Source organism: Roseovarius sp. B-10, from assembly GCF_056859295.1.
Map to the genome: position 1 here is coordinate 236632 of NZ_JBSXOE010000040.1, position 21217 is coordinate 257848.

The 21217-nt window shown below is 62.2% G+C and carries 13 protein-coding genes and 2 pseudogenes; 10 read left to right on the plus strand and 5 right to left on the minus strand.

The genetic code is table 11. From position 1 onward, the window contains the following. Positions 1–64 precede the first annotated feature (64 nt). Positions 65–4327, plus strand: a complete 4263-nt coding sequence (locus tag AC13D8_RS17435) for an Ig-like domain-containing protein (protein WP_482969882.1) — start codon at positions 65–67, stop codon at positions 4325–4327. Between the two features lie 124 nt (positions 4328–4451). Here the strand turns inward: AC13D8_RS17435 and AC13D8_RS17440 are convergent, their stop codons facing one another. Further along, the gene (locus AC13D8_RS17440) at positions 4452–5264 is read right to left on the minus strand and encodes a helix-turn-helix domain-containing protein (protein ID WP_482969883.1); all 813 of its coding nucleotides are present in this window, start codon (positions 5262–5264) and stop codon (positions 4452–4454) included. Positions 5265–5397: 133 nt separating this feature from the next. On the opposite strand from AC13D8_RS17440, the gene AC13D8_RS17445 reads away from it, so the two are divergent. The 6 genes from AC13D8_RS17445 (at position 5398) to AC13D8_RS17470 (ending at position 14534) form a co-directional block, all read left to right on the plus strand. Further along, the gene (locus tag AC13D8_RS17445; protein WP_482969884.1) at positions 5398–7419 is read left to right on the plus strand and encodes a CocE/NonD family hydrolase; all 2022 of its coding nucleotides are present in this window, start codon (positions 5398–5400) and stop codon (positions 7417–7419) included. 106 nt (positions 7420–7525) lie between these two features. Further along, complete coding sequence (locus AC13D8_RS17450; RefSeq protein WP_482969885.1) at positions 7526–9076, plus strand: ABC transporter substrate-binding protein; 1551 nt, start codon at positions 7526–7528, stop codon at positions 9074–9076. Between the two features lie 74 nt (positions 9077–9150). Continuing rightward, positions 9151–10095: an ABC transporter permease gene (locus AC13D8_RS17455; RefSeq protein ID WP_104018645.1), complete on the plus strand. Its 945-nt coding sequence runs from the start codon at positions 9151–9153 to the stop codon at positions 10093–10095. Then, positions 10082–11020, plus strand: a complete 939-nt coding sequence (locus AC13D8_RS17460) for an ABC transporter permease (RefSeq protein ID WP_482969886.1) — start codon at positions 10082–10084, stop codon at positions 11018–11020. The genes AC13D8_RS17455 and AC13D8_RS17460 overlap by 14 nt, the downstream gene beginning before the upstream one ends. Position 11021: 1 nt before the next feature. Next, positions 11022–13082 (plus strand): dipeptide ABC transporter ATP-binding protein, encoded by a 2061-nt coding sequence (locus AC13D8_RS17465; protein WP_482969887.1) that lies wholly within the window; start codon positions 11022–11024, stop codon positions 13080–13082. Between the two features lie 24 nt (positions 13083–13106). Next, entirely contained in the window at positions 13107–14534 is a 1428-nt protein-coding gene (locus AC13D8_RS17470; RefSeq protein ID WP_482969888.1) for a C69 family dipeptidase, read from the plus strand. A gap of 32 nt (positions 14535–14566) precedes the next feature. On the opposite strand, the gene AC13D8_RS17475 is transcribed toward AC13D8_RS17470, so the two are convergent. Further along, a complete protein-coding gene (locus AC13D8_RS17475) occupies positions 14567–14920 on the minus strand; it encodes a hypothetical protein (RefSeq protein ID WP_482969889.1) in 354 nt (117 codons plus the stop codon). Positions 14921–15061: 141 nt separating this feature from the next. Further along, positions 15062–16585, minus strand: coding sequence for a bifunctional aminoglycoside phosphotransferase/ATP-binding protein (locus AC13D8_RS17480; protein ID WP_482969890.1), 1524 nt, complete (start codon positions 16583–16585; stop codon positions 15062–15064). Between the two features lie 271 nt (positions 16586–16856). Here AC13D8_RS17480 and AC13D8_RS17485 point away from each other — a divergent pair, with 271 nt between their 5' ends. Then, a complete protein-coding gene (locus tag AC13D8_RS17485; protein ID WP_482969891.1) occupies positions 16857–17474 on the plus strand; it encodes a DUF1989 domain-containing protein in 618 nt (205 codons plus the stop codon). 567 nt (positions 17475–18041) lie between these two features. Here AC13D8_RS17485 and AC13D8_RS17490 read toward each other — a convergent pair. Continuing rightward, a pseudogene (locus AC13D8_RS17490) lies at positions 18042–18230 on the minus strand (IS1380 family transposase); the annotation flags it as partial. A gap of 328 nt (positions 18231–18558) precedes the next feature. After that, positions 18559–19131 carry a hypothetical protein gene (locus tag AC13D8_RS17495; protein WP_482969892.1) on the minus strand — a complete coding sequence of 191 codons (573 nt, stop codon included), beginning with the start codon at positions 19129–19131 and terminating at the stop codon, positions 18559–18561. Positions 19132–19327: 196 nt separating this feature from the next. On the opposite strand from AC13D8_RS17495, the pseudogene AC13D8_RS17500 reads away from it, so the two are divergent. Both AC13D8_RS17500 and AC13D8_RS17505 read left to right on the plus strand, forming a co-directional pair. After that, positions 19328–20210 (plus strand): annotated as a pseudogene (locus AC13D8_RS17500) (IS5 family transposase). Between the two features lie 389 nt (positions 20211–20599). Beyond that, a partial coding sequence (locus AC13D8_RS17505) for a hypothetical protein (protein ID WP_482969893.1) occupies positions 20600–21217 on the plus strand: 618 nt, incomplete at its 3' end.

Below are 21217 nucleotides of genomic sequence, written 5' to 3' on the forward strand. Positions count from 1 at the left end.
CACCCTTCGTGGCCCGGTAGTGGAGCGCTTAGCCGGACCGGAAGCCCCTGGCCAATATGCACAGGTGGGCTCGTCCCCGCGGGGCGACCCCATCGGGCAGGTTGAAACGCTTGAGGGTATCGCCCGCGCGCAACGCGCCGATGGCACACTGGTCGATCTGCAAATCGGCACCAAGGTCTATCAGAACGACGTCCTGATCACTGAGAACGGCGGCAAGGTCTCGATCACTTTTGTGGATGGCACCATATTTACTCTCGCCTCGGGCTCGCGGATGGTGCTGGACGAGCTTGTGTACGCCGCTGATTCCGAGGATAACTCTGCCGCGTTCAGCCTCGTCGAAGGCAGTTTTGTCTTCATCGCCGGGCAGGTCGCCAAGAGCGGCGATATGGAGGTGACGACACCATCGGCCACGATGGGCATTCGCGGAACCACCGTACTCGTGGACATTCAGACCGTGCAGGGCGTCACCACCGTCGCGGTGTCGCTCAACACCGATCCCGATGGCGGACTGGGCGAGATCGTCATCACCGATCTCGACGGGAACGAGATCACCACGATCACCACGACAGATACCAAGTGGGTCGTGCCCGTGGGCGATGAGGCGTACGAGGTCGAGCGCACGGCCGACGATTTGGCGGAGGATTCCATAATCCTTGCCGATGCTGCGACCGCCTATGCCACTGCTCTTGCGCGGCTGGAAGCGGGGCAGAGCCTTGTTGAACTCGACAGCAGCAGCAACCGTTCGGGTAGCGGCGACAATGATTCCGAAACGGGCGCCGAGGCAGATCTCGGGGATGACGGGGATGAAAGTGGCGGCGGTGGCGACGATAGCGGAGGACAGGATCCGGAAGGTGCCACGCCCAGTCCGGATATTGGCCCCGATCCAACAAAGCTCGACGGCAACGATGCACCTGTGCCCGAGGATGCTGGTTTTGAAGTGCCCGAGGATACGCGCCTCGACGGCACCCTTGCCGCTACTGATCCGGATGGTGATCCGATCACCTTCTCGCTCCAAACGGGCACCGAAAACGGCCTTGTGGTTCTGCTTGAAACGGGTGAATTTACCTACACCCCGAACGAGAATTTCAACGGCACGGACAGTTTCACATATAGCGTATCGGATGGACAAGGTGGCTCGACGAGCGCGACCGCGACCATCGACGTGACGCCGGTCGATGACGCGCCCGTGGCCCCCGACTCAACGAATGCCGGGGCCGAGGGAACCACCATTTCCGGTGTTCTTGCCGCCACAGATATCGACAGTCCCGACGACGACATCACCTACGCGCCTGCGGATGCCGCGAGCCCACTGCCCGATGGACTGACCCTTGCCTCGGCTGGCGGCTACAGCCTGGACGCCGCCGATCAAGCCTACGAGGATATTGCCTCGGGAGAGCAGCGCGTCGTCACCTTCGACTACGTCGCCACGTCCGGCGAGCTAAGCGATACTGGCACTCTCTCGATTACCGTGACGGGCGAGAACGACGCGCCGGCACTCGCGGCGGCGGGTGCGGTGGCGGTCGAGGACGGGCCTGTGGTCACGCTCGACCTTGCGGCGCTCGGGACGGACGTGGACAGCGACGACGACGGCACGACGCTCAGCTACTCTGTCACCGGGGCTCCCGCCGAGGGCAGCGCCTCCATCACTGGCAGCACGCTCAGCTTCGACCCCGGCGCCGGTTTCCAGGACCTTGCGGCGGGTGCGACGCGCGACGTGACGATCCGGGTCACGGCAACGGACGCGCATGGCGCGACGGCCGAGAACGACGTCACCGTGACCGTGACGGGCGAGAACGACGCGCCAGTGATTTTGCTCTCCGATTTTGCCCCCGTCCCCGAGGGCGACGCGGGCGTGTTGTCGAACGTGGTCTTCGACCCGGCCACGGTGCTGACGGCGAGCGATGTCGATACCGCGGAGACGCCGCAGATCGTGGCCGGTTCGCTTTCGATCGCGGCGGCGGGGGACAGTGATACCGGCACCGTGGCCCCGTTCAGCATCGGCGCCACCACGGCGACCGTGGACACGGCGAGTTACGATTTCCTCGGGGCAGGGGAGAGCGGACGCTTCATCCTGAGCTTCGATGTGATCTCCGGCACGCAGGTTTCGTCGCAGGGCGCCGTGATCGAGATCACCGGCGAGAACGACGCGCCGGTGGCCTCGGATGTGGCGGTGAATGCCGATGAGGACGGCCCCGCGATCACGATCAACGCGCCGGTCTCCGATCCCGATGCCGGGGACACGCGCAGCTTCACGCTCGGCACGTTGGCGACGTCGGGCACGGTGACGAACCTTGGCAACGGGCAGTTTTCCTACGATCCCGACGGCCAGTTCGAAAGCCTCGCCGCCGGCGTCACCACGACGGACAGCTTCACCTACACGGTCGAGGACGCGGCAGGCGAAACCTCGACCGCCACGGTCACCGTGACCGTGACCGGCGAGAATGATGCGCCGGTGGCCGAGGACCTCCTGGTTTCCGGTGACAACGACGGGCCGATCACCGGCACGGTCCTTGGTTTCGACCCGGACGCGGGTGAGTCGCCCCAGTTCAGCCTTGGCGGGCTAGGTCCGGACGGTGGCGAGGTGACGGTCAATTCCGATGGCAGTTTCAGCTATACGCCTGATGAGGGGTTCACGGGATTCGACAGCTTCGAGGTCACCGCAAGCGATGGCAGCCTGTCGGACAGCGCGACCGTCACGGTCGCCGTGAACGATCCTGGCCCGCAGGAGGCGCAGGATCGCGGGTTGGGCATTTCAATAGACATTGAAAGCGTTGAAGGGCGCCCTGCCGGCAGCGTCAACGTAACGCGCTCCACGGTTGAGGCGACGCCGATCAACCTTGTCTTCGCGATGGATGGATCGGGCAGCTTCGCGGATGAGTTCGCCGACCAGATTACGGCGGTCAAGGATGCGCTCGCAGCACTGGCCGTCGATTTCGACAATCCCAATGCGCCGCAAGTGGATGTGCAGATTATCGTCTTTGCGAGCGGTGCGACCAGCTATGGCAAGAACGGGGCGGATGACCCCGCGAACGGCTTCACGCCATTCGATCTGGTCCAAGACGCAGCCGCGATCCAGACGGCGCTGGACGGCATAAGCCACCCGGGTGGCGGTACCGACTGGCACGAAGCGATCAACGATGCCAAGGAATTCTTCGATCAGGAGAACACCGTTGGTAATGACGAGGTCGATATCCTCTATTTTATTACCGATGGGCAGCCATCCGGCTCGGACAGCCTGTGGCAGAACGCGATCAAAAGTATCCGGGACGCGCATGATCCAGAAATCTTTACCTTCGGGATTGGCGGCGGCTTCGATCCTACGAAACTGGAACAGACCTTTACCATCGGCGGCACCGATTACCGCTTCGACAGCGATGGCGAAGCCAAGACGATCACCGCAGCTTCGGACCTGACCGCTGAGATCCAGGAAACTGGGCTCTTCGCTGCTGAGCTGGTTTCTTTCTCGCTGGAACTGGAGAGTGACGGCACCGATCATGGCGTTATTGCGACCGCGATCGACGCGGACGGCACCGGGTTCACCCTGCCGCTGGCGTCAGTTGTCGGGATAGAAAACATGCTTGGCGAGGTTAATGACCTTGTTGCCACGGCGGTATTCGACCTTGATGGCGATGTCGGTACAACAGGAGATCAGATCACCATCGTCGAGGCCGGGCGCCTTTCGACCCCGGACGGCGCGGTATCGCCGACCAGCTCGGACGGCGCGGATCTTTTGCTGGGTGGCGCGGCTGCGGATACGCTTGACGGTGGTCTGGGCGATGACCTTCTGATCGGTGGCGGTGGAAACGACAGTTTGCTTGGTGGCGGCGGAAACGACCGTATATTTGGTGGGGCGAATGATGATCTCATCGCCCTTGGCGCGCCGGCGGGGACGGTTCTGGCCGACGGCGGCACCGGGCGCGACACGCTTAGGTTCGACATGGCGGGCGATCTGACAAGCGATGTGCTGCCGACGCTGACAATCAACGATATCGAGGTACTGGATATGGAGAACGGGCAGGTCAACAGCCTGTCCCTGACGCTGGCGGATATCGAGGGGCTGTCATCCGAACGAGATACTGACCTCGAGGCGCTCCTCGGCGGAGCCCTCGTCGACCCCGATAGCGCCACGGTCTACGGAGACGTCGGCGACAGCCTCGAGCTGACCAACCCTGACGGGGATATCGTCAAGAATCCGGCCGGGACGGGACCGGTTACAGACAACGGCACGACCTTTGACATCTACCAGTTCTTCGACGGCTCGAGCATGCTGCTTGCCACGCTTGCGGTGGACGATGACGTGAACGTATCGACGATGGTGGTCGCCTGAGCTCCGTAAGTGTTTCCAGGGCGCCGGGACTACTTTGGCGCGCGACCGGATGGGTGATCGGTGGCCGCTTCATATCCGTTCAGGGGACTGTCATCCTGTTCAATTGGTCTGAAACAGCCACACATCACGGCTCATCCACGTCCAGAACAAATGTGGACGGCTCTATGGTGTTCTCGATCAAGGAGAGGATTTCTGATCGTATCAGGCCATCCTCTGGATTGAAGAGCCCGGTGCGCTTCAGAGCTTGGCGAACATTGATATCTCGGCCCAGATACTCCAATGCAACCTTCGAGGCTCCGGGTTTGCGTCCCCGGCGTGTCGGGCCACCGGTTTGTATGCCAAGCAGCAACCCCAGCCTGCTTCGGTGGCTCGGGTAAAGCGTTGCCTGCGTGATGGAATTCACTTCGATCGCTTCGTACTCCAAAATGTAGAGGCGATCAGCAAGGTAGAACAACACGCCTTCATATTTGTTCAGCCCGCTCGTGCGTCCGGTTTCCGGGTCGCGCAGAATCTCGATATTCTTCCAGTAATACTTGTCATCCTCGCAGTAGACGAGCGCCAGGGACCGAATGACCTTTCCCTGGTTACCAAAGGAATAAAAGTAGCGGAAATAATAGCCTACATATTTGTTCAATTCCTGACTGTGCTGATACAGCCTGTCGAGATGGCGCAGGGGCTTGCTCAGCGCTTCCTGCTGGAGCGGCTTGCGTTTTAGTGAAACGATCTCCTGGAATTGCTGCGGCTCCATCAACAGTTCGGATTCGGAGACACCGAAGAAATCACATATCCGGCGCATGTTGTGGCGCGACGGATAGGCATTGCCAGCCAGGTACTTGTTGAACTGCTGACGATTGAAGTCAAGCCTGCGGCAGACCTCTGCAATTGATGGAAAATAGCTGCATAGCAGGGCGAGGTTGTGGCGCAGATCATCAGACATGTCGCATGTGTATAGTGAAGCCTAAATAGCGTCAATTAGCGAAAGGGTGCGAAATTGCGCGCCGCGCGGCGGTGCGTAGGCTCTGGGCAACGACACGCATCCCTGTGATGAACAGCGGCCCGGAGGTAGACGAATGAAGCACGTGGACGCGTTTCCGTATGAGGTAACGGAAATCAGTCATGTGGAAATCCCGATGCCAGACGGCTGCAAGCTGGCCGCGCGCATCTGGATGCCGAAGGGTGCGCCGGATGCGCCGGTACCCGCGATCCTCGAATACCTTCCCTATCGCAAGAATGATTTCACCACGATGCGCGATGCCTCGATGCAGCCTTACCTCGCCGGGCACGGCTACGCGGTGATCCGGCTCGACCTGCGCGGTGCGGGCGATTCCGAGGGGCTGATGGTGGATGAATACCTGCCTCAGGAATTGCAGGATGGCTGCGACGCCATCGACTGGATCGCGCGGCAGCCGTGGTGCGATGGCAAGGTGGGGATGATCGGCATTTCCTGGGGCGGGTTCAACGGGCTTCAGATCGCGGCCTTGCAACCGCCCGCGCTCAAGGCGGTGGTGACGCTGTGCTCGACCGACGACCGCTATGCCGATGACATCCACTACATGGGCGGCTGTCTTTTGGGCGAGCAGTTGAGTTGGGCGTCGATCATGTTCGGGCGCAACACGTTGCCCCCCGATCCGGCCAATGTCGGCGACAGGTGGTGCGACATGTGGCTGGAACGGTTGGAGGGCAGCGGGCTGTGGCTCAAGAACTGGCTGGGGCATCAGCGGCGCGACGAATTCTGGCGGCACGGGTCGATCTGCGAGGACTGGTCGCGGGTGCGTGTGCCGGTCTACGCAGTGTCGGGTTGGGCGGACGGGTATTGCCGCAGCGTGTTTCGCCTGATGGAGAACCTTCAAGGCCCGAAAAAGGGTCTGGTCGGCCCTTGGGCGCACCGCTATCCACACCTCGGAGAGCCGGGGCCGGCGATCGGCTTCCTGCAAGAGGAATTGCGCTGGTGGGATCACTGGCTCAAGGGGCAGGATACCGGCATCATGAATGAGCCGATGTTGCGGCTCTTCGTGCAGGAGAGCGTGCCACCGCGGGGCCATTACGGTTCGCGCCCGGGCCGCTGGATCGCCGAGCCGGAATGGCCCTCGCCGCAGGTCGTGCGCACGCTCTTTCACCTCACACCCGGCGGCGGGCTAAGCCTTGAGTCTCCGGGTGAGAGCGCCATGTTGACCCATCAAAGCCCCGCCGATGTCGGGATGGCCTCGGGCAAGTGGTGCGGCTATGGCGCGCCGGGGGATGCGCCGGTGGATCAGCGGCGCGAGGATGCGGGCAGCCTGTGCTTCGAGATCGAGGTGCCGGAGGAGGGACTGACCTTTGCCGGGGATGCCAATGTGCACCTGCGGCTGAGCGTGGACCGCCCGGTGGCGCAGATCGCGGCGCGACTGGTGGACGTTCACCCCGACGGGCGGGCGACGCGGCTCTGCTTTGGCGCGCTCAACCTCACCCATCGCGGCGGGCACGACCGGCCCGAACCGCTGGTGCCGGGCGAGGTGTATGACGTGACCGTCCCGATGAAGCCCGTGGCGCAGAGCCTGCCCGCGGGGCACCGGCTGCGGCTGGCACTGTCGACCAGCTATTTCCCGATGATCTGGCCAGCCCCCGAGCCGGTGACGCTGAGCATCCATACCGGGGGCAGCGCCCTGGATCTGCCACTGCGCGGACCGTCGCCGCTGGACGATACGCTGCCCGCCTTCAACCCTCCGGTGGCCGGGCCGCCGCCCGTGACCGAGCAGATCATCGAACCCGAGAGCTATTTCCGCATCGTCGAGGATGCGGCAGGCAACGAAATGCAGATGCAGATTGCCGACGGCGGCGGGGTGACGCGGCTCTTGGCCAATGACATCACCATGCACAAGCAGGGATACGAGACCTATGGCGTGCCGCTTGACGATGTGACCGCCGCGTGGGGACGCACCGAGTGGCACTACGGGCTGAGTCGTGGCGACTGGTCCGTGCGGTCGGAAACCCGGACAGAGCTTCGAGCGGACGCGCACGATTTCATCGTCACAGCCGAGTTGCGCGCTTGGGAGGGCGACGATCTGGTAGCGGAAAAGCGTTGGGAAGAGCGGATCGCGCGGGATCATATGTGAGCTGATATTCGCGAGTTCAGCGTCACTTCGCGCAAGGATGCGAAATAGGCTGACGTGCCTTCGCGTGGCATGATCTGCAAAGGTAACAAACAGGGAGAAGACAGAGATGAAACAGACTGGAACCACACGCAGGGGATTTCTTGGCACCACTGCCGTACTTGGGGCGATGGGCCTCGTGCCAGGCTGGCCGAGCGCCGCGTTCGCGCAGGGCGGCGGCACGCTTCGGCTGCGCATCGACGGCGATAACAACGTGCTCGATCCGGGCTACATGACCGGCGGCACCGAAATCGAGGCGCAGAAGCAATGCTTGCCCTTCCTCGCGCAATACGCCCGTGCGGGCGAAACGTTCACCTGGGAACCCACGTATTTCGTCACCAGGCTGGAGCAGCGCGATGCCACGCATATCGACTTCGAGCTGGCCGAGGGGCTGGTATGGTCAGGCGGCCACGGGCCGGTACAGGCGTCGGATGTCAAGTATTCCTACGAGCGGATGAAGGACAGCGACTGGTCAGGCTATTTCGAGGCGATGGACCATGTCGAGGTGACGGGCGAGCGCAGCGGCACCATCGTCCTGTCGAAGCCCTTTGCACCATTCATCATGATCACGCTCTGCCACGGCCCCGGCGCGGTGCTGAGCGAGAAGGCCATGACCGAGGCGGGCGGCAAGTTCACCACGCAGTTTCCGGCGGTCTGCGGCCCATATACCTACGAGGCGACGCCGGGTCAGCGCGCAGTTTTCTCCGCCAACCCCGACTGGAATGGGCCGAAACCGGCCTTCGAGCGGATCGAGTGTAATGTCATCACCGAGGTCAAGGCCGCCGAACTGGCCTTCGAGGCCGGGGAACTGGATTGCACCGAGGTAGGGGCCGACACACTGGCGCGCTATACCAAGGACATGCCAGAAGGCACCGGCATCGCCGTGGCGGGCGAGCTGCAATACATGTGGATGGGCATGAACACCGAACATCCCAAGCTGCAGGACATCCGCGTGCGCAAGGCCATACAGCACGCGGTGGACGTGGATACGATCCTTCAGGGGGCCTATTCGGGGACTACCGCGAAATCCCACGGCATCATCTGCCCTGGCCTCGTCGGGCAGCGCGACAGCGCGGGCTATGCCTATGACCCCGCAAAGGCACGTGAAATGCTTGCCGAGGCAGGTGTGTCGGGGTTGGAGCTGAGGCTGCGCACGCTCAACAACCAGGAGCGGATGCTGGCGGCGCAGATCATCCAGGCCAACCTCGCGGCGGTCGGGATCACCGTAAAGGTGCTGCCGCTCGACAGTGGCCCGTTCTGGGAAATGGGCCAGGAGAGCAAGGGCGACACCTGGCAGGATCTGGAACTGTGGATCATGCGTTTTGGCACCACGCCGGACCCCTACGAGGCGACGCAATGGTTTACCTCCGACCAGGTCGGCGTGTGGAACTGGGAGCGGTGGACGGACGAAGAATATGACCGCCTCTACCAGGAGGGCATCAACGAGACCGATCCGCAGAAGCGCCACGACATCTACGTGCGGATGCAGGAGATCATGGAGAACACCGGCGCCTATGTCTGGATTAACCATGAGCCTGAGGCCTTCGTGCACAGCACCGACGTGGTGGTGAACGCCGCGCCCTCGGGCGAGCTGAACTACCGCCGCTTCGAACGGGCGTAACCGCATCGCCGCGCGACCGGCCCCGCCAAGGCGCGGGTCGGTCGCCACGCGGGCACCGGTAGGGGAGAGCCTGAGTGCTGTACTATCTCGTCAAGCGACTGGGCCTCTCGGCGATGGTGATCTGCCTCGTCGTGCTGGTGCTCTTTTCGCTGTTGTACCTCATTCCTGGCGACCCGGCGACCATCGCGCTGGGCCCGCGCGCCACGCCCGAGGCGATCGCGCGCTATGCCGCCAAGATGCATCTCGACGAGCCGGTGTGGCGGCAGTTCCTGATCTATATCGGCAACGCGGCCACCGGCGACCTGGGCCTCGACGTGTTCTCGGACCGGCCCGTGACCGCGATTATCATGGAGCGCATCGGCTTCACCCTCGCGCTGGTCTGCGCGGGGATGGGCTGGGCGATGGTGCTGGGCATCCCGCTCGGCTGTCTGGCGGCGGTGCGGCCCAACAGCTGGCTCGACCGGGTGACGGGCGTGCTGTCGGTGGGCACGATCGCCGTGCCCTCGTTTCTCGTGTCGATCTGGGCGTTGCTCATTTTCGCCGTGCACCTGCGCTGGTTACCCGCCATCGGCGCGGGCGAGCCCGGCGATACCGCCGATCAACTGTCGCACCTGGTGCTACCCGCCTTTGCCATCGGGTTGAGCTGGGTGGGGTACCTGGCTCGGATGGTGCGCGCTTCGATGCTCGAGGTGATGGGCGAGAACTATATCCGCTCGGCGCGCGCCTTCGGTCTGCATCCGCAGCGGGTGGTTTTTGGCTATGCGCTGCGCGTGGCTATCCTGCCAACGATCACGCTGATCGGCATGGGCTTTGGCGGGCTGATTTCCTCGACCGTGTTCGCCGAGATCATCTTTGCACGCCCCGGTATCGGCAAGCTCATTTTCGACGCCGTCATGGCGCGCAACTTCCCCATCGTGCAGGGCGCGGTGCTGGTGGCCACCGGCCTCTACATCCTCGTTGTCCTGTTGTCCGACCTCCTCATAGCTTGGTTTGATCCCCGTGTCCGTGAATCGCTCTGACCCAGAAACCGGTTTGCCGCCGGTGGATGCCTCGGGCCTGCCCGACCACCTCGCCGAGACCGAGCTCCGCGAATCCGCCGCCCGTGAGCGGCGCGAGAAGCTGCGCCTGTTCCTCACCAACTGGCAGGGGCTGATGGGGCTGATCCTCGTGGTCTTGTTCTTTGCCAGTGCGATCTTCGCACCGTGGATCGCGCCCTATGAGCCCAATACGCTCGACGTGCCATCGCGCCTGTCGGGGCCTACATGGGAGCACCTGGCGGGCACCGACCAGCTTGGCCGCGATACGCTGTCGCGCATCCTCTACGGCGGGCGCGTCGCGCTCAAGATCGCGGCGATCGGGGTGTCGGTGGCGCTCGTCACCGGATTGATCCTGGGCATGATCGCGGGGCTCGGGCCGCGCTGGCTCGACAGCCTGCTGCTGCTGGTTTTCGACACGGTGCGCGCCTTTCCCACGATCGTTCTGGCGTTGGCCACCGTGGCGCTGACGGGGCCAAGCCTCGGGATGGTTCTGGCCATCGTCATCGTCACCTCGATCCCGCAATACGCGCGGGTGGCGCGTACCTCGACGCTGTCGCTGAAGAACAGCGAATTCATCCTTGCCGAGCGGTCGTTGGGGGCCGGGATGACCCGACTCCTGATGCACCACGTAATGCCCAATGTCATGGGACCGCTGATGATCCTTGCGGCGATGGACGTGCCTGTGGTGGTGACGGTCGAGGCGGGGCTGAGCTTTCTGGGTCTCGGCGTGCTGCCGCCCACGGCGAGTTGGGGGACGATCCTCAACGAGGGCTATCTGGTGATCCGCGACGCGCCGTGGATGGTCATTGCCGGAGGCATACCACTGATCCTGACAACGCTAGGCTTTACCTTCCTCGGTGAGGCGCTGCGTGACGTTTTCGATCCGCGCATGGGGAAAGGACGCTAGGATGCCAAAGGACATATTTGAGGCCCCCGAAACGCTGCTCGACATTCGCAACCTGTCGGTCGATTTCCGCACGCCGCGCGGGCGCGTCAAGGCGCTGCGCGACATCTCCTTTCCTATTCGGAAGGGCCGCATCGTCGGAATCGTGGGCGAGAGCGGGTCGGGAAAATCCACCGTTCTCTGGGCGTTGCTGGGCCTTTTGGCAGGGAATGCCGAGGTGACCGGTGGCGAGGTGCGCTTTGGTGAGCGCGACCTGCTGCACGCGGGGGAGCCGCAGTTGCGCGCCATTCGGGGTGAGGAAATCTCGGTCGTGTTCCAGGACCCGATGACCAGCCAGATCCCGGTGCTGACCTACGGGCGGCAGATGCGCGACATCCTCTACCGGCGGCCCAACCTCTCGACCGCCGAGAAACGGCGTATGGCGGTGGAGATGCTGGGCAAGGTGGGCATCCCTGACCCCGACAAACGGATCGACCAGTATCCGCATCATTTTTCCGGAGGGATGCGGCAGCGTGCGGGCATCGCGATGGCGTTGCTCACGGGGCCGCAGCTACTTCTGGCGGACGAGCCGACGACGGCGCTCGACGTGACGATGGAAGCGCAGATCATCCACCTGTTGCAGGACCTTCAAAAGGAACTGGACGCGACGGTGGTCGTCGTGTCCCACAACCTGGGTCTGATCGCAGAACTCTGTGACGACGTGGTTGTCATGTATGCTGGCGAGGTGGTCGAGGCGGGCGAGGTGCGCGAGATATTCCACAACGCGCAACACCCCTATACCCGTGCGCTGCTGGAATGCGATCCGGCCCGGATCGACGACGTGTCGCGCAAGCTGCCGGTAATTCCTGGCGACATACCAGACCTGACCAGGCCACTTTCAGGCTGCATCTATGCGCCGCGGTGCCAGAAGGCGCTGCCGGTCTGCCGCGAGACGCAGCCGCCGGATGTCACTCGTGGCGAGATGAGCCTTGCCCGCTGTCATCTGCTGGACGGACCGCATCGCGACCCGGACTGGCCACCGCCGCCGGACGTGATGACCGTGGGGCAGGGCGAGGCGAGTGCCGGCAAACCTGCCCGCGCCAAGCGCGACGATCCGCTGCTGGAGGTTTCGGACCTGAACGTGCAGTTCGAAACCGTGGGCCCGCTGCGCGCGCGGCTCAAGGGGCTCGAAAAACGCCACGTCGATGCGGTGCTCGACGTGAGCCTCTCGGTCGCGCCAGGCGAGACCGTGGGGTTGGTGGGTGAGAGCGGCTCGGGCAAGACGACGCTGGGGCGCACGGTGCTCAACCTCGTGGCCGCCCAAGCGGGCAGCGTGCGCTTCGAGGGGCACGAGATACGCAACATGTCCGAGGGTCGGTTCAAGCCGCTGCGCCGCGACATGGCGATGATGTTCCAGGACCCGGTCGGGTCGCTCTCACCGCGCAAGTCGGTGCGCGCGCTTATCACCGAGCCGTTCCAGATCCACGGGATCACCGGGGTTGATCTGGATGCCGAAGCCGAACGGCTGGCCGAGATGGTCCGCCTGCCCAAGCCCTTCCTGTCGCGTTACCCGCACGAGCTGTCGGGCGGGCAGGCGCGGCGCGTGGGCGTGGCGCGGGCGCTGGCACTCAACCCCAAGCTCATCATCGCCGACGAGCCGACAGCGGGCCTTGACGTGTCGGTGCAGGGGGAAATCCTCAACCTCATGGCCGATCTTCAGGCCGAGCACGGGCTGGGATACCTCATCATCACTCACAACCTGCCCGTGGTGCGTCACATCGCCGACCGGTTGGCGATCATGTACCTGGGCCGCATCGTCGAAGAGGGCCGCACCGCCGAGGTCTTCGCCCGTCCGGTGCATCCCTACACCCGCGCGCTTGTCGAAGGCGTGCCGCAGCCCGACCCCGACCGCCGCCGGGTACATGTGTCGATCTCGGGCGAGGTGCCCAGCCTGCTCAACAGGCCCAGGGGCTGTGACTTCGTAGGACGGTGCCCGCTGGCACAAGATCGCTGCCGGGCCGAGAAACCATCCCATGTGACCATGCCGGATGGGCGTCGCCATGCCTGCCATTTCCCGCTGGCCTGACCCTCGGACAAAAGAGACACATACATGAGTTACGGCATCTATATCGGGCGCAATCATTCGGCTGACGGCATCGCATACCTCGCAGGATACGGCGACGAGCCTAGCAGCCATTGGCTGGAAATCTGCCCGCGTGCGCAGCATCCCGACGGCACGTTCATCACGGTGGGTGTGACGCCACAGGCCGACATGCCCGGTCGTTTGACCGAAATACCCCAGGCTCCGGAAACCCTGCGCAACATGCGGGTGAGTTACAGTTATTACCTCGGCGTGCCCGCTCCGCTGACCAATGGCGGGTTGAACGAACGCGGCGTGGCGGTGCGTGACATTTGGTCCACCTCGCGCGCCGAGATGATCGCGATGACGCCAAAAAACCAGACCGGACCAAACTATTCCGACCTTGCCCGCATCGTCATCGAGCGCGCACACAGCGCGCGCGAGGGTGTAGAGCTGATTGGAGATTTGATCGCAAAGTACGGCTATTCCACTTATGGCGGCAATTCGCACATGATTGCCGACCCGGACGAGGCTTGGGTGGTAATCGAGTTTGCCGGAGGCCGTGGCCTGTGGTGCGCCGAGCGGCTGGGTCCTGACAGCATCCGTGCCTCGCGCCCGGGGTATATCGGCGAAATACCAGCCGCGCCTGACGAGAACTTCCTGTTTCCGATACATTTCTTCGACACGGCCCGTGAAATGGGCTGGTGGTCGCCGGGTGATGGTCCTTTTCATGTCAACCGCGTCTATGGCGACGGCAAGCATCGCTGGGACGGGGTTGCCTGGATCGAGGATGAAATGCGCCAACGTGCTGCGCGCCCTGAAAAAATTGGGCTGGCAGACGTGTTCTGGTCTATCAGCAGCGAACGGCTCACTGGCGATACCGCCGGATATGGCCAGGTCGTACCCCTGGAGCATCCATCGCACGATGCGTTGCGCATGATGTGGCACGCGCCCGTCGGCCCTGTCACCGCGCCACTCCTGCCGGTCTTTCTCGGTCAGGACACGGTGCCTCCGGCCTGGCGCCAGCACCGGTACCTGACAACCGGCGAAAGCCACCGCTTCCTTGATCTCCGCAAGGAAGACAAGGGTCCCGACACGGTTTCTCTGGTCCCGCAGGGTATCGAGACCGGGCCGTCGGCCGTCCATGAATTCAAGCGGCTGATGCATCTCGCCTTTCAGAAACCGGATCCCGTCCTGGACGAGATATGGACACACTGGCGTGCGATCGAGGCCAACGTAAACGCGGAGTTGCCGGATGTGCTGCGCGCGGCATCGGTCCTGCTGGACACGGGCGAACAGGCGCTCGCATCGCAAGTGCTGACCGAGTTCTGCCAGGCACGTTTTGCCATGGCGCTGGCCGATTGCCGGGTGCTCGCTGATGCGGTACATGCCAGGCTCAGCGCTCTGGGAGCGTTGAACATGACAAACCAACCCCTGTCACCGGATCAGATATGGTAACGCAGCGTCGTTTGACAATCCCGACGACATTCTCACACGTGATCGGCGTTGCCACATAAATCCGTCTTACGGCGTGACATTCCTTTTCCCGTAGAATTCAGGCCATGTGGACGATTTCCAACCTGCACGCGCCAGCGTCGGTCTGCTGATGCAGGGACCGCGTCTCGCTGGCTCATGCGGTAGAATGCATAGAGCACGATGGTTGCGAAGGAGCCGCCAAGCACGACCCAAAATGCGAACGGGCCGAGCACATTCATGGCAAAGCCCATGTCCAGCGGGCCAATGATGGCCCCTAAGCCGAAGGTGAAGACGAAACCGCCCGGTCCGAGGGCAGCGAGGCAATAGAGTGGCGAATAGGCGTCGTCCTTGCGGGGGAGAGTGAGCATGACATCTGCCTCCATGCAAGTCTACGTGCCGGCCTTGGTCCACCAGTCACGCAGCGCAGTCACATTCTAAAATGTAATGTGATGACACGCGACGCGCGCCTTGATTTTTATCGGCCGCGCGGTCGAGGCCCTGCCGTCCTTTCAGGGTCCAAGCGCGGCGTGCGCCCGGTTCAGAACGTCCCGGACATCGCCGCTGGACTCGACGCGCACCCAGTCCGTCGCCCCCTCGCCTGAGGCCAGTTGCCGCAGCACCACCGTCTCATCGGCATCCGAGGCATCACCCTGGCGTGCCGATACGCGCGACACAAGCGTGTCCCGATCCGCGTGCAGCCAGAGTCCGGAGAACCGCACCTCCCGTTGCCGCGCAAGTTCGGCGAGCGCCTGGCGCTCCTCCTCGCGGGCAAAGACCGCGTCGAAGATCACGGAATGTCCGGCGCGCAGGGACCGGTCGGCTTGCGCGAGCAGCCGGGCATAGACTTGCTTGCCAGCGGTCTCGGAATAGGCGCTCTGCGGCAGACCCGAAAGCGGATCGACCCCGAACATTGCCTTGCGTTCGAGGTCGCTGCGCAGGTGGATCGCGCCGGGCACCGGGGCGATCGACGGCGCAAGTTTCCGGGCCAGGGTGGTTTTGCCGGTGCCCGAATACCCGCCAACCGCAACGAGACGGGGCGCGGTAGGCGAGAGGTAATCGAGCGCGTGATCGAGATATGCCTGGGCCTCGGCGATGCCGGAATCGGGCGGGCCGTCCTCCAGCCGCGCCGCCTGCACCGTGACCATCGCCCGGATGCCCGCCCTAAGCCCTAGGAAGAGCGGCAGCAGGGCCAGCCCGTCGAAATGGTCAGGCTCGCGCGCCCGGTAGAGGTAGGCGTCGAGCACGGCATGCGCCGCCTCGTGGAGGTCGCGATGCAAGAGGTCCATGATCGCGAAGGCGAGGTCGTAGAGAACGTCGAGCGTGGCAAGGCGCTCGTCGAATTCGAGCGCGTCGAAGAGCACCGGCCTGTCGTCGAGCAGCACCATGTTGCCCAGGTGCAGATCGCCATGGCCGCGCCGGATATGCCCCGCGCGCCCCCGCGCGGACAGGAGCACCGCGTTGCGCGCGATTTCGGTCGCGATGCAGTCATGGAAACGCTTGATGCGCCCTTCGCCAAGGGCATCCGTCATCCCTCCGAGCGCTGCGTTCAGATCGGCAGCGGCCGTGCGCGCCAGCGTGCGGCCATCCTCGTGCCGCTTCTCTGCGCCGGCGTGATAGTCCGCGATGGCCGCGCCAATTTCTTCGGCCAGGGTCCGGTCGATCCCGCCGCGAGCGGCCACCGCCGTCATCTCTGCGCCTTCGGGAAAGCGGCGCATGTGCAGACACCATTCGACTGGGTCGCCGTCACCGTTCAGTTCGAGACTGCCATCGGCACGCCGGGTCAGCGGCACGAGACCGCGGTAAACTTCTGGCGCAGCCGACTTGTTGATGTCCATTTCTCGGCGCAGCATCGCCTCGCGTTTTTGGGGTGTCGAGAAATCGAGATAGTCGTAGACGACCGGGCGCTTCACCTTGTACGCTGAGTTCCCGGCAAGAAACACGATCGCGGCGTGGGTCCGCACGGTTTTCACCTCGGTCTCCAAGCCGTGGGTTTTCGGGTCGGAGAGGGCCTCCACGATCTCTTCGAATGCCATGCGCTGCTCCTTGCAACAGGTTTTCGCGCCCTGGATACCCTGACCTGACCCCGGCCGCGTTGATGCACATTAAGCTGTGGCGGACAGGGCACCGAAAGGCCATGCGCCACGTCAATCCGGTGCGACCCCGTCCGAAGAAGTCTGGTGACTGTATTGCTGATACTGAGCGCGATGGGACACATCGTGACCCTGCCAAAACGAAGAGAGCCCGACTTGCCCTCGCGTGAAGAACCTGATCTAGACTGATCCGATAAGTTGATTGGAGGGGACGATGTCGGGCGAACCTGAACGCATTACGCTTCCTGCTCGCAGTGGTCGGGCCGCGCGGCTTTCGGCGGGCGAGGCCATCCAGATCATCAATACTCATGGTGCCCAGGTTGTCGACACCTGGGTCTTCAATGCCGAGGATACCAAAGAGTTCCTCTCGAACGAGCACATGCGCCCGACTCTGGGCAAGCTGTGGCCCGGAAAGGGGGATGCCCTCATCACGAACCGGCGGCGCCCGATCATGACGATGGAAGAAGACACCTCTCCGGGCCGGCATGACACGCTGATCGCTGCCTGTGACGATTACCGCTACGGGCTTCTGGGCTGTAGCGACTATCACGACAATTGTACCGACAATCTGTTCGCTGCCATGCGGCGGATTGGTATCGACATCCTCGAGTGCCCGAGCCCGCTGAACCTCTGGATGAACATTCCCGTGGCGGAGGACGGAAGCACCAGCTGGGGAGAGCCGTTGTCCCGCGCCGGCGACTACGTCATCTTGCGGGCCCGGATGGATTGCGTGGTGGCGATGTCGGCCTGTCCGCAGGACATCCTTCCGATCAATGGCGCGGCCTGCCGTCCGACAGAGGCGCATTATCGCATCCTGCCCCGGACCGCCTGAGCAAGCGACCTGCGAAATCACGGCTCTCGCAAACGCGGAGGCTCAGCGCGGCAAATCGACGTGTTGATGGCCACGAGTGCCTTCAGGAGCCCGAATAACTTGTCGCAGTAGTCCGAAAAACGCCAATGCCGCGGCTGGCGGGACGGGTAAGAGGTCCGGCTCCGCAATCCGGCTTCCAAGATACGTTGCGCGTTAACCAGCTCAGAAGTGGTGGCGTCCCGGCAGGCATTAATCCGTCAGAACACGTTATCTAACGTATTAAATTTAATGAATTTTAATATTTTTCGTATGGCACAATGTGTAGCAAAACGACGGAGGTTCGACTGTCCACAAGCTGGGTTTTGCCTGGACTTCGATCTTCGCTTCGGTCTGCCTCGTCACTCATCTCCTAGCTTGGATTCGTGGTGGTCTGACGGTCAATTTGTGCCACCGCATTCTTTATCGATCATGCCCGGAGGCCAATATCGCGGGTGCGATCCGTAACGTCAGCGTATCTCCTTTAAGTGTCTGACGTCAGCGCCTATTGGACAGATTTGAGGTTTTCGTAACGGAGGATTTCTGGCAGGTTCAGCATCGCACAGGCGACGGCGGCCATCGCAATCGTTGAATGGCGGCAACGAAGAGCATCACAATCAGGCCGATCGCGGCAATCCCGGCCAGCCGGAAAATGATTGCGCGGGCGTGACGCACAACGCGGGTGCCGATCTTGAGCAGTTTGAACTGTAGGCCGGTCAGCGGCCAGTCAGCCATCCCCTTTCCATGCCAGGCCGCCCTGTAGGAGCTGGGGGTCGGGGTGGCGTCTTCTCTCTTCGTCACCGCCACGGCCAACGGCAGACCTTGGACGAGAGGGCTTCTCGGGCGACACGCAGCTCTTATGGATCGGCGGGCTCACCTGTGAGAGGATCCTCAACAGTCAACAAGGGGCCAAAACCCTGGACTGGGCTAACCTATAAGCGCGAACTCCAAGCGCGGAGCACGTCACTGGACCAATCGGTGTCGTAACCCTGTTTAGATGCTGCTGGCGCAGTTGGGCGAAAGCGATCAGGGATCTTCATTTGAATAGATCAGAATGGGATTTCTAAGGCTATCTAAAATGATGGAATGTTTTGCTCCGATCATTCTTTTCCCATCTTGTTTTAAAAACCTGCGTTTCACGCGAGGTCGTGCGACCGCATGTTCTAACAAATTTCGATACATAGGAATAGCTCATGTGAATGAAGCGGTTCTGAAGTCCACCTTTCTCTCTTATCCAGCTTTGCACCCACTGTGGGTATTTGCGCAGCATGTGTCTCGTGCCTAACTCATTTGATGCACGGTTTGATCCGTAAGCTTGGTGAAAAGAGAAACTTGCGTTAGGATGGACGCAAATTTGGTCAGATGGCATTGCCAGATAGAGGGTGCAAGCTGATTGGCACCTACCTTGTATCTGCACGACTTTATCTTGTGCGGCGGCAAGGGCGACATTGTGCATATAGCGGTAGACACTTCCACCTGGATCAGAGTTCAAAGTGATAACTGCTGGAGCAAGAGCACTGATACTTCTCGCCTGAACTGGTGACATATTCAGCGTAGCTAAGGCGCATGCCAAGAATAACGATTTCGACATCAGGTACGCCGGAGAAGGCTTTGCTTGTTCGGCAGAGTTTGCGTTCTTCATTGATGTCCTCCGGGCGTATTGGCCATTGTGCATAGCGGCGCACTTTCCGTCTCTATTTCTCCGTTTCATTACGCCATTTAACTGTGTTTCTTTTGCGGAATCTTTTGGGTCAAAAGTTGGAAATTTGTATCGGATTTGTTGCACTAATGTGCTGAGGGGGAGTCATCTGGTGAATCCAGCGTGATAGCTGGGCTGCGTGAGTAGGCCGATACCTCCGAGCTACAAGACCAGGAACTGGTCGGCCTACAATGAAGCGCTCAAGCGCCGTGGCTCGCTGACGATCTGGTTCGATCCGACAATGATCTGGGATGCCGCGCCGACAGGCAGGCGCGGCCGCCAGCAGACCCAGAGCGATACCGCGATCCAGACGTGCCTGACGATGAAGGGTGAAGGGCGTCCCGGAAACGCGCCGGTGGCGCGTTTCAGCCCTGAACGGGCGAAGCCCCGGGCAGGTTCGGCATGGCATTGCGCCTGACCATGGGCTTCGTCGCGAGCCAGCTGCAATTGGTTGGCCTCGACTGGGCGGTGCCGGAGCTCAGCACTCTCTCCCGTCGCCAGAAGACCTTTCCCCTACCGGGGTTCCAAGGGACCGCTGGACCTCTTGGTAGATAGCACGGGTATCAAGGTCGAGGGAGACGGCGAATGGCATGCGCGCAAGCATGATGGGTCGAAACGACGGGTCTGGCGCAAGATACACCTCGGGATGGACGAGCAAACATTGGAGGTTCGGGCCGTCGAGGTCACTGGTAGCCATATCGGAGACTCGCTGATGCTTCCCGAACTGCTTGATCAAATCCTGGCCGATCAGGAGGTCGGAAGCGTCACGGCAGATGGTGCCTACGACACGCGCAACTGCCATGATGCCATCGCCGACTGCGGGGCGCATGCCGTCGTTCCACCGCGCGGGAACGCCAAACCCTGGAAGACCAGCACCAAGGGTGCCGTGGCGCGCAACGAGGCCCTGCAGGCCTCGAAATACCTCGGGCGCGCTCTGGCGACGATGAAGCGGATACCACCGCCGAAGTCGCGTCGAGATCAAGATGCATTTTATGAACCGAAGGTCCGCGAAGCGAAACTGATGGGGCAAGCATACGGCGCCCTCGTTGTAATGCGGACGCCTTTGTTGAGGTCTGCGGGGAGGCAGAAGCCTTGCCAAATGACGGTTGTGGCCGGTGGCGAGTCGGATGCGCGGTGGAGATCGCACATGCCGGAAAAACCAATTCCGAAAAGCGGCGGACCCACATAGGTCAGCAAAGCTGCCTCACCACAAAAGCGCCCAATTTGAAACGGAAGGACGCTCTCTGAGGCATCCAAAAGGAAACAAAACGAAAGAATACAGCGGATCGTTTGATAGAACGCGATAAATACGCCTCCTTTGTGCCATAGTTATAACATTTTCTTGCCAAAATCCATAAATGGTGCTTATTTCCAAAAGCTTGAATGCGTAATGTCGTATGAGGAGAGCATCATGCTCGTCACCAAGCTTGCCAAACTGACTTTCAGCACTTCGATTTTAGCAATATCTTCAGCGTTTGGCCTGTACGTCATGCCAGTGAACGCTCAGGATGACTCTGCCACGATAAGCTGTGAGGAATTTCTGTCCGTTGACAGCGACTTGACTTTGCAACGCATGCTCGAGCAACTGATCGAGCAAAATCCCAACGACCCTTGCATTCCTATGATCATTGCCCGGCTCGATACGGGGCCGGTTGCTCAAGCGACTGGTGACACCAGTGCCGACGGTGGTGCTGGCGGTGGTACCGCCGGCAATGCTGGGAACAACGGCGCGAACGGCGGGAACAACGGCGGCAACAACGGCGGCAACGGCGGGAATAACGGCGGGAACGGCGGCAACAACGGCGGGAACGGCGGCAACGGCGGCAACGGCGGGAACAACGGCCACAACAACGGCGGGAACGCTGGGAACAACGCCGTCAACGGCGGGAGCAACGGCGGGAACGTCGGGAACGGCAAGAACAACGGCGCCAACGTCGGCAACAACGGCGGCAACGGCGACAACAACGGCGGCAACGGCGGCAACGGCGGCAACGCCGGGAACAACGTCGGCAACAACGGCGGGAACGCT

What these genes read in the sequence shown, in the direction of transcription:
- AC13D8_RS17470 (WP_482969888.1), top strand. Translation starts at nt 13,107, where the DNA reads ATGAGTTACGGCATCTATATCGGGCGCAATCATTCGGCTGACGGCATC.
- AC13D8_RS17445 (WP_482969884.1), top strand. Translation starts at nt 5,398, where the DNA reads ATGAAGCACGTGGACGCGTTTCCGTATGAGGTAACGGAAATCAGTCAT.
- AC13D8_RS17440 (WP_482969883.1), bottom strand. Translation starts at nt 5,264, where the DNA reads ATGTCTGATGATCTGCGCCACAACCTCGCCCTGCTATGCAGCTATTTT.
- AC13D8_RS17495 (WP_482969892.1), bottom strand. Translation starts at nt 19,131, where the DNA reads ATGAAGAACGCAAACTCTGCCGAACAAGCAAAGCCTTCTCCGGCGTAC.
- AC13D8_RS17450 (WP_482969885.1), top strand. Translation starts at nt 7,526, where the DNA reads ATGAAACAGACTGGAACCACACGCAGGGGATTTCTTGGCACCACTGCC.
- AC13D8_RS17485 (WP_482969891.1), top strand. Translation starts at nt 16,857, where the DNA reads ATGTCGGGCGAACCTGAACGCATTACGCTTCCTGCTCGCAGTGGTCGG.
- AC13D8_RS17465 (WP_482969887.1), top strand. Translation starts at nt 11,022, where the DNA reads ATGCCAAAGGACATATTTGAGGCCCCCGAAACGCTGCTCGACATTCGC.
- AC13D8_RS17480 (WP_482969890.1), bottom strand. Translation starts at nt 16,585, where the DNA reads ATGGCATTCGAAGAGATCGTGGAGGCCCTCTCCGACCCGAAAACCCAC.
- AC13D8_RS17475 (WP_482969889.1), bottom strand. Translation starts at nt 14,920, where the DNA reads ATGCTCACTCTCCCCCGCAAGGACGACGCCTATTCGCCACTCTATTGC.